At 71.9% G+C, this 9,140-nt stretch carries 7 protein-coding genes; 5 read left to right on the top strand and 2 right to left on the bottom strand.

The window, feature by feature from the left end:
* Positions 1-123 precede the first annotated feature (123 nt).
* The 4 genes from ACFV7Q_RS27345 to ACFV7Q_RS27330 are packed head-to-tail and all read left to right on the top strand — an operon-like array spanning position 124 to position 4,461.
* Positions 124-1,998, top strand: coding sequence for a lasso peptide isopeptide bond-forming cyclase (locus ACFV7Q_RS27345; RefSeq protein WP_385432195.1), 1,875 nt, complete (start codon positions 124-126; stop codon positions 1,996-1,998).
* Positions 1,999-2,002: 4 nt separating this feature from the next.
* Complete coding sequence (locus ACFV7Q_RS27340; RefSeq protein WP_385432193.1) at positions 2,003-2,260, top strand: lasso peptide biosynthesis PqqD family chaperone; 258 nt, start codon at positions 2,003-2,005, stop codon at positions 2,258-2,260.
* Positions 2,261-2,301: 41 nt separating this feature from the next.
* Positions 2,302-2,718: a lasso peptide biosynthesis B2 protein gene (locus ACFV7Q_RS27335; protein ID WP_385432191.1), complete on the top strand. Its 417-nt coding sequence runs from the start codon at positions 2,302-2,304 to the stop codon at positions 2,716-2,718.
* A 57-nt stretch (positions 2,719-2,775) separates the two neighbouring features.
* The gene (locus tag ACFV7Q_RS27330; RefSeq protein ID WP_385432198.1) at positions 2,776-4,461 is read left to right on the top strand and encodes an ABC transporter ATP-binding protein; all 1,686 of its coding nucleotides are present in this window, start codon (positions 2,776-2,778) and stop codon (positions 4,459-4,461) included.
* 79 nt (positions 4,462-4,540) lie between these two features.
* Here ACFV7Q_RS27330 and ACFV7Q_RS27325 read toward each other — a convergent pair whose 3' ends face one another.
* On the bottom strand, positions 4,541-5,785 hold the full coding sequence (locus tag ACFV7Q_RS27325; RefSeq protein WP_385432190.1) for a M6 family metalloprotease domain-containing protein: 1,245 nt from the start codon (positions 5,783-5,785) through the stop codon (positions 4,541-4,543).
* 54 nt (positions 5,786-5,839) lie between these two features.
* Positions 5,840-7,105, bottom strand: a complete 1,266-nt coding sequence (locus tag ACFV7Q_RS27320) for an alpha/beta fold hydrolase (RefSeq protein WP_385432188.1) — start codon at positions 7,103-7,105, stop codon at positions 5,840-5,842.
* Between the two features lie 225 nt (positions 7,106-7,330).
* Between ACFV7Q_RS27320 and ACFV7Q_RS27315 the strand changes: the two genes are divergently transcribed.
* A complete protein-coding gene (locus ACFV7Q_RS27315; RefSeq protein ID WP_385432186.1) occupies positions 7,331-9,085 on the top strand; it encodes an ABC transporter substrate-binding protein in 1,755 nt (584 codons plus the stop codon).
* Positions 9,086-9,140: the final 55 nt, after the last annotated feature.

The following is a 9,140-nucleotide window of genomic DNA, read 5'->3' as shown; positions in this document are numbered from 1 at the left end:
CCCAGCGTGTTGGGGGGGGGCGGCGGGGCGCGGCCGGCCCCCGGGGGCGGCCCCGGGGGGGGGCGCCCCCCCCCCCCCCCCGGCCACCTGGTTTCCACACATCGCCGACCGAAGGCCGTAGCCGTGGAAGACTCGCTGTCGCTCCAGGCCCTGCCCACCTGGTTCACCGTCCTGCCCGACACCGACGCAGCCGCCGCTGTCGCCGCCAAAGCGCTCGCCCACGCCGCCCAGGGCCTGCGCCACCGGTCCGGGCGCCCCTGGCTGGTGGGGCGCTGGGCACCCTCCAGCATGGTGGTGGGCGAGTGCGGAGGAACCCGCATCGCCGTGCTCGGCGAGCACTCCGTCACCGCCGAAGCGGCCCGCCGCGCAGCCGCCGCGGCCGAAGGCACGTCCCTGGCGGCACTCGACCGCTTCAGTGCCACTTGGGCCGGCAGTCTCCACCTCGTGGCCAGCCGCGGCGGGCGGGTCCGGGTCCAGGGCGGCATCGTCGGCATGAAGCGGGTGTTCTTCACCGACGCCACCCTCCCGGCGGCCGGCGGCGTCAGCCTGGCCTCCGACCGGGCAGACGTACTCGCCGAACTGGTCGGCGCCGAACTCGACGAACGCAGGCTCGCCCTCGAACTGCTCACCCTGGGCGTACCGCACCCGCTGTCGGGCTCGCCGATGTGGAAGGGCGTTCACGCCCAGCCCGGCGGCCACTACCTGACGCTCGACTCCGACGGGCGGGCCGAAGGGACCCGCTGGTGGTCGCCCCCCGAGCCGCACCTGCCCCTGGCCGAAGGTGCCGTGCGCTTCCGGGAGGCGCTGACGGCCGCCGTCGCCACGCGCACGCGCGGGCGCGAGCTGGTGACGGCCGACCTGGGCGGGCTCGACTCCACCGCCGTGTGCTGCGCCGCCGCCCGCGAGGACGCGAAGGTCGTGGCGTACACCGCCGCCATCCACGACGAACTCGGCGACGACGTGTACTGGGCCCGCCGGACCACCCGGGCACTGGGGACTGTCGAGCACCACATCGTCCCCGCACCCGACCTGGCCATGACGTTCGACGGCATCGACACCCTCGACGACCTCCTGGACACCCCCAGCATCCTCACGGTCGACCGAAACCGCCGCATGCACATCATCGCCCTGGCAGCAGCCCGCGGTTCGAGCCTGCACCTGACCGGCCTGGGGGGCGACGAGCTCCTCGCCGGAGCACCCGCGCGCCTGCACTCACTGATGGGTACCCGTCCCCTCACCGCGCTCCGCGATGTGCGCGGATACACCGCGAAGTACCAGTGGTCCCGGTGGCGGGTGCTGCGCCAGCTCGTGGACCGCCGCTCCTACCGCACCTGGCTCGGCAGGGTCGCCCGCGACCTCACCGCGCCCCCTGCGCCGGCAGACGAGCCGCTGCTCGACTGGTCAGCGCCGCCGCGCATGCCCGGCTGGGCCACGCCGGAGGCCGTGGAGGCGGTACGCGAGCTGCTGCGCGCCCACCTCCCGGAAGCCGAGCCCCGTGGCCGCGGGCACGGCGAGCACCGGGAGATGGCCGCGATGGACGGCATCTCCCAGTGGACCCGGCACATCGGGCAGATGGCCGCCCCGCTGGGCATCACGGTGGCGGCCCCCTACTACGACGACCGGGTGATCGAGGCGGCCCTCGCCATCCGGCCGCAGGAGCGGATCACTCCCTGGCAGTACAAGCCGCTGATCGTCGAAGCCATGCGAGGCATCGTCCCCGAGGCCAGCCGCACCCGCGGCACCAAGGCCAACGCCACCTTCGAGGAGGAAGTGGGGCTGCGCCGCCACCGCGCCCGCCTGCTCGCGCTGTGCGAGGAGTCGCGCCTCGCCCGGCTGGGTCTCGTCGACGTGGAGGTCCTGCGCGAGTGGTGCCGTCGGGCCCTGTCGGCGGAGACGGAGAGCTACCTGCTGCACCCGACCGTGGCGTGCGAAGTATGGCTGCGCTCCCGGGAGATGACGCCCTCCCGAACACGACCCCTGACGGAAGGCGAAAGGTGAGCCGATGTGCACGTTGAAGTCCGGAGTGCTGCTGACCGAGACCGAGTACGGCATGGCCCTGCTCGATCAGAAGAGCGCCGAGTACTGGACGCTCAACCCCGCAGCGGCCGTGGTGCTCCGTGAGCTCCTGGACGGCCACGGTGTCGAGCGGGCGGCGGCGGCCCTCGTCGAACGGTACGAGGGCGTGGACACAGAAGTGGCCGCACAGGACGTCGTGAGCATCGTCGAAGACCTCCGCTCCGCCGGGCTCATCACGCCGTAGCCGGACCCGGCCGTCGGCCGCCCCGGAGAAGGGATACGCAGATGTCGACCCCGGAAGCCGTTCCCTACCGCCCCCGCTCCGTCCCCCTGGCCCGCCGCCTCGGGGCGCGCATCCTGATCGGCTGCGCCCACGTGCTGGCCGCCCTGCCGCCCCACCGGATCCGGGCCGTGCTGGCCCGGATCCGGCGCGGAGCCCGGCCCGCCACGCTGGCCGAGGCGCAAGCGGCGCGGGAGACGGTGCTCGCCGTGAGCCTGGCCGCGGGCGGGCACAAGGGCTGCCTGCCGCGATCCCTGGCGACGGTGCTGCTGTGCCGCTGCCGCGGCCAGTGGCCCACCTGGTGCGTGGGGGTACGCACCCGCCCGCCGTTCGCCGCGCACGCCTGGGTGGAAGCCGAGGGCGAACCCGTCGGCGAGGGCACGCCGGCCGGGTACTTCCAGCGCTTCTTCGCGGTGGAGTAGCCCGTGACCATTGCGTCGCTCGCCCTCGTCGAGCACCTCCGACCGCAGCGCGGCCGTATGGCGGCGGGAGTCCTGCTGGGTCTGCTGGGCAGCGTGATGGGCCTTGCCCAGCCCATGGCGGCCAAACGGGTGATGGACGACATGGGCCGAGGGGGCCCGGAGTACGGCCCGGTGATCGTCCTCAGTGTGTTGGTGGCGGTGGGAGGGATCCTTGCCGGCCTCGGGCACTGGGTGCTGGACCGGTCGGCGGAGTCCCTCGTCTGCACCGCCCGGCGCCGCCTGATCGACCGTCTGCTGACCCTGCGCGTACCGGTGGTGGAGCGCACCGAACCGGGGGACCTGATCTCCCGCGTCACCTCCGACACGGCGCTGCTGCGGCAAAGTGCTCCTCAGGCCGTGTCGGCCGCGGTCACCGGCACCTTGATCACCCTCGCGACGGTGGTCATGATGGGCCTGCTCGACGCCGTGTTGCTCGGCGTCACGCTCGGCGTGATCGCGTTCGTCGGCATCGTCGTCGCCGTCGTGGCCCCGCGGATCGGCCGGGCGACCCGGCACACGCAGGAGGCGGTCGGGCGCATGGGCGCCGCGCTGGAACGAACCCTGGGCGCCTTCCGCACGATCAAGGCGTCGGGTGCCGAACAGCAGGAGGTGCGAGCGCTGTACCGGGCGGCCGAGCAGGCCCGGCGTACCGGTGTCCGCGCTGCCGCCTGGGAAGCGGTGTCCGCGACCCTGTCGGCGGTCGTCGTGCAGGTCTGCTTCCTGGTCGTGCTGGGGGTGGGGGGCGCGCGCGTCACCTCCGGCGCCATCGGTGTCTCCACCCTGGTCGCCTTCCTGCTCTACCTCTTCGCGCTCGCACCTCGAATCGGTCAGCTGGTGGAGGGTGTCGTCCAGTTCCAGATCGGTTCGGCCGCCGCCTCCCGGATCCGGGAGGTCGAGAGTCTGGAGGTCGAGGACGCGCACTACGGAAGGGAAGGCGGTGCGTGCCGGCCGACAGCGGCTCCGCTGCCCGCGCGCGTGGCCTTCCGCGACGTCCGCTTCGCCTACCGTCCCGGCCTGCCCGAGGTCCACCACCGTGTCTCCTTCACCGTTCCCGGCGGGGGACTGACCGCGTTCGTCGGGCCGTCCGGCACGGGCAAGACCACGGTCTTCTCCCTCATCGAACGCTTCTACGACCCGGACGCCGGCCAGGTGCTGCTGGACGGGAAGGACGTGCGGCAGTGGCCCCTGGCCGAACTCCGCGCAGCCATCGGGTACGTGGAACAGGACACGCCCGTCCTCGCCGGCACCCTGCGCGAGAACCTGACGCTGGGCGCCGTCGACGCCACGGAGGAAGACCTCCGCCACGCCCTGCGCCTCGTTCGCCTCGACGCGTTGACGGACCGCCTTCCGCGGGGCCTCGACACCGACGTCGGGCACCGCGGCAGTAGGCTCTCGGGCGGCGAGCGCCAGCGCGTCGCCATTGCCCGGGCCCTGCTCCGCCGCCCGAGACTCCTGCTGTTGGACGAGGCCACCTCGCAGCTCGACGCGGCCAACGAAGCGGCACTGCGCGACACCATCATCGACGTCGCCGGTCGCATCACCGTCCTCGTCGTTGCCCACCGCCTGTCCACGGTCACCACGGCCGACCGCATCGTCGTGATGGAGGCCGGCCACGTACGGGCGGTGGGCACCCACTCCGAGCTCCTGGAAACGGACGCCCTCTACCGCGAACTGGCCACCACCCAACTGCTGAACGGCCGGTGACCGGGACCCGCCCCCGAGCCGGCAACCCGACTCGCACGGCCGACCCCCTCCCGCGAACCCTGCTGGACCACCGTGGTGATCAGCGAGGGCGGACGGCTGCGGGAGGGGATTCTCGCGGGCCGAGGGCGGAGCCGCCGGGGGACTCCTTGCCCAGCCGCACCGTGTCACCCGTCCGTCCGCCCGCGAGGACGTCGATGCGCACGCCGGTCGCGGGGTCGGTGAAGCTCTGTCCGGGTGCGTACGCGGCCAGGTCGAGCGGGGTACAGCCGTTGGGCGGGGTCGTGGTCGGGTTCGCGTTCGTGATCCGCACCGGGCCCTCGCCGGTCCGGGTGGCGGAGTCGACCTTGTAGATGAGGACGCCGGTGGAGCAGGCGGTCGCGTCATTGCCCTGGGCACGGCGGGATTCCGCCACGTATGCCGTCGTCCCACCGGTGCGCAGAACGGCGATCTTGGTGCCGCCGGGCCGTTCCACCGGGGTCAGCCTTACCGTTCGACGACCGGGCCCGGGCAGGCAGGCGACCTGGTCGTCGCGGGTCCAGCCGAGCTTCCAGGAGTGCCAGCCGAGGTACTGCGGGGCCTGGCCGGCGATATTGCCCATGACGTCCCAGCCGCCCGTGTACTGGTGGGTGGCGCCGGTGAACGCGTACAGGTCGGGCAGCCCGAAGGTGTGGGCGGTCTCGTGGGCCGCGACCTTGTGGCCCCAGCGCCACATGTCCTGTCCGAAGGTCACGGCCCATCTGACGCGGGTGCCGTCGGCGGTGATGCCGGGCCCCGCCGGGTCGTACAGGTAGGTCGGCGAGAAGGGGATGGCGGTCGCCGTCCTGGTGGGGACGACGTAGACCATGTCGTAGCGGGAGAAGTCGGCGTAAGGGTCGGCGGCCGTGATCGCGTCGCGGAGGTACTTCTCGTGGGCCTCGAAGGTGAGGCCGCGCGCGAAGCCGTAGGAGGTGGAGTCGGCGGGCATCCGGATCCAGCGGTGCAGTGGGGTGTCGTCCAGTCGCAGGCGGCCGTAACTGGCGCGGCCCATCCAGTCGGCGGCCGGGGCGAGGTGAGCGGCGTACGACTCGGTGGAGTCGGTGGCCGGGGCGTCGGGGAAGTCCACGTACAGCGTCAGGACGCGGCGGGTCCCGGTGGCGGGCTGGAACCGGGTCCGGTCGGTGTCGTGGCCCTCGTCCGTCCAGCCGGTCCGGCCGGGGAGGGCGCAGTCGGCGGCGGGCGGCGGCGGGCCGGGGACAGCGGCAGCGGTGGGGGCGGACAGGCAGGAGATGAGGGCGACGGCGGTGGCGAGCGGCCGCGGCCGCAGGCGGTGGGGCGGGTGGGGCATGTCTCTCCCGTCGGGGGCAGGTCGAGGGGAATCGGGGAAGGAACTGCGGGGGTCCTACGCGAGACCCGCGGCCAGGTCCATCAGGCGGGACAGCACGCGGCCGCCGGATGCGGTGACGCCGTCGTGCTCCCATTCGTTGGTGACCCATACGCGGGTGGCACCGATCTGGCGCGCGGTGAGCAGGGAGAGCCCGGCGTCCACGTACATGTCGTCGTGGTAGACGAGGGCGGCGAGCGGGACCCGGTTGGCGGCGAGGCGGCGGGGGTCGTACAGCGGTGGCCAATCGGAGCGTTCGGCGAGCAGGTCGGCGGCGTCAGCGAAGGGGCGCAGGCCGTGGATCTCGCGGAACATCCAGGGGTAGATCATTTCTCCGGTGAGCAGGAGGGGGTCGGCGTCCTCGGCGAACTCGGGGGACGCCGCCATGGCCCTGGACGCCGCCCAGCCGGTCGGTCCTGCGCCCTGGCCGTACAGGGTCTCCTGCATGACGGCGAAGAGCGGGTTGTCGGTGAAGCCGGTCAGTGTCATCACCTGGTGCAGGAAGGTGTCGGTCGGCTTCGCGTCCGCGTCGAGGGATTCGTCGAGGAGCCAGTGGATCCGTTCGAAGCCGTCGCCCATGCCGAGGGCGAGGCCGAGGGTGCGCAGGCGGTGGGGGGTGAGTCGGTCTCCGTCGGGCAGGCGCACATCGGTGACGGCCAGGAGGCGGGCGATCTGGCGCAGTCGGGAGGCGTCTTCGGGGTAGCGGGCATAGAAGTCGAGGACGCGGTCCCGCACCCGGGGGTAGGTGCGGGCGTAGACCTCGTCGGCCGTGGCCGAGAGACCGGGCAGGCCGCCGGTCACGTAGCACGCCCGAAGGCCTTCGGGGGCCCGGGAGAGATAGGTGAGGGTGATGAAGCCGCCGTAGCTCTGGCCGAGGGTCTCCCAGGGCTCGTCGCCGCACAGCTGCCGGCGGATCAGTTCGGCGTCCGCAACGATCGAGTCGGCGCGGAAGTGGCCGAGGTGCTCGGCCAGCCGGGCCGGTGAGGCGAAGCAGGAGGCCGTCCTGGCGGTGACGGGGGTGGAGCGGCCCGTGCCGCGCTGATCGAGGAGCAGGACCCGGTGGGTCGTGAGTGCTTGGGGCAGCCATCCGGGTGAACCGGCCGTCGGTCTGGGCGACTTGCCGCCCGGCCCTCCCTGGAGATAGAGCAGCCAGGGTAGTCGCCGGCCTGCTCGGCGGGCATCGGTGACCTCCCGGGCGAAGATCTGGATGGTCGGACCGTGTGGGGCCGTGTGGTCGAGGGGGACGGTGAAGACGTGGTCGGTGGTCGCATACGCGGGGTTCATGGGTCCCTTTCACGGCCACATGGCCACATGGCCACGCCTGATGGTGTGTGACATTGCATGTCAGCATGGCGCGACCACACGGGGATCGTGGAGCCCCCGCCTGGCCATAACTCGGCGCTATGGGGGCCCGACAATTGTGGGTGCCATTTCACATAACTATGTTATCGGTCACATTCCAGCTTCCCGGGCGGTGCGGCTGCCCGACTGTTCACGGAGTGACCACTGATGAACAAGCGCACTCACTACGCCGTCGCCGCGGCCCTGGCAGCGACCGTCACACTCGGCATGGCCGGCTGTTCCCACAGCAGCCACCCCAACAGCAGTCGGCAGGACAAGGACTCGAAGAACCCCGCACTCGCCAACGAAGGAGTCACCGTCGGCGGCACTCCCCAGAAGGGCGGGACGCTGACCGTTCTGTCCCATCAGGACTTCACCCACCTCGACCCGGCCCGCAACTGGGTGATCGGCGACATGGACTTCGGCACCCGACTGCTCTACCGCACGCTGGTGACGTACAAGGCGGAGCCGGGCGCGAAGGGCGGTGAGCTGGTCCCCGACCTCGCCGAGGACCTCGGTGTCTCCTCCAACGGCGCCAGGACGTGGACCTTCAAGCTCAAGAAGGGCCTCATGTACGAGGACGGAACTCCGATCACTGCCCAGGACGTCAAGTACAACGTGGAGCGGTCCTTCTCCCCCGACCTACCCGGCGGCCCGGACTACGCCGCGCGCTACCTGGCCGGCGCCGAGGGCTACCGGGGCCCCGCCCAGGGGCAGCACCTCGACTCGGTCAAGACCCCCGACGACCACACGATCGTCTTCGAACTCCGCAAGCCCTTCGCCGAGTTCCCCAACGCCACCGTTCTGCCCACCTTCGCACCGGTGCCCAGGGCCCAGGACAAGGGACCCCAGTACGACAACCGCCCGTTCTCCTCGGGCCCCTACAAGATCGAGTCGTACGACCGGGACAAGCGGCTGGTACTGGTCCGCAACCCCCACTGGGACCCGGCGACGGACGCCGTCCGCAAGGCGTACCCGGACAAGCTGGTCGTGGTGATGGGGCTGAGGGCCAACCAGATCGACGACCGGCTCATCGCAGCGGAGGGCGTGGACGCCTCTGCCGTCCCCTGGGGCAAGCTGCGCCCCGAGAGCACCCCGAAGGTGCTCACCAAGCCCGACGTCAGAGCACGGCTGCTGGCCGAGTCCACCAACTGCACCGAGATGGTGCAGATGCACACCGGCCGCGCCCCCTTCGACGACGTCAAGGTCCGGCAGGCCGTGCAGTACGCCCTGGACCGAGAAGCGGTGCTGACCGCCTCGGGCGGCCCGGCCCTCAACGAACCCGCCACCGCACTCATGCCCGGCTCGCTCTTCGGCGGCAAGCAGCCCGACACACTGGGGATCCCGGCGACGGGCGACGTGGAGAAGGCGAAGCAGCTGCTGGAGGAGGCGGGCAAGCCGGACGGGTTCACCACCACCATCACCGTCTCCAACGGGGACAAGGGGGTTGCCGAGGCGATCCAGCAGTCCCTGGGCCGGGCGGGGATCAAGGTCACGATCGACGCCGTCGACCCGTCGGCCTTCTACGACACCATCGGTGACACCAAGAACCGCACCGACCTCGTCTACACCGGCTGGTGCCCCGACTATCCCTCCGGCTCCACCTTCCTGCCCTTCCTCTTCGACGGCCGCTACATCAAGGAGAAGGGGAACAGCGGCAATCACTCGCTCTTCCGCGACGAGGCGACGATGAAGCGGATGGACGAGATCGCCGACCTGACCGACGCCGCCCAGGCCAACGCGGCATGGCGGCAGTTGGACGGGGAGATCCTCGCCAAAGCCCCGACGGCACCCGCCGTCATCGAGCGCATGCCGCTGCTGCTCGGCACCAACATCGCCGGCGCCTTCGGTCACACGTCCTTCGGCGGCCAGCTCGACTACGCCACGATCGGGCTCAAGGACCCGGGTGGGAGCGGCCACTGACCCCACCCCCGCGCAGTGCCCCGGCTCCTCGGTGCGCAGTGGGGCACTGCGGCGC

The sequence above is a fragment of the Streptomyces sp. NPDC059851 genome, assembly GCF_042732005.1.
GTDB lineage: Bacteria > Actinomycetota > Actinomycetes > Streptomycetales > Streptomycetaceae > Streptomyces.
This window is presented reverse-complemented; position numbering and strand designations above follow the sequence as displayed.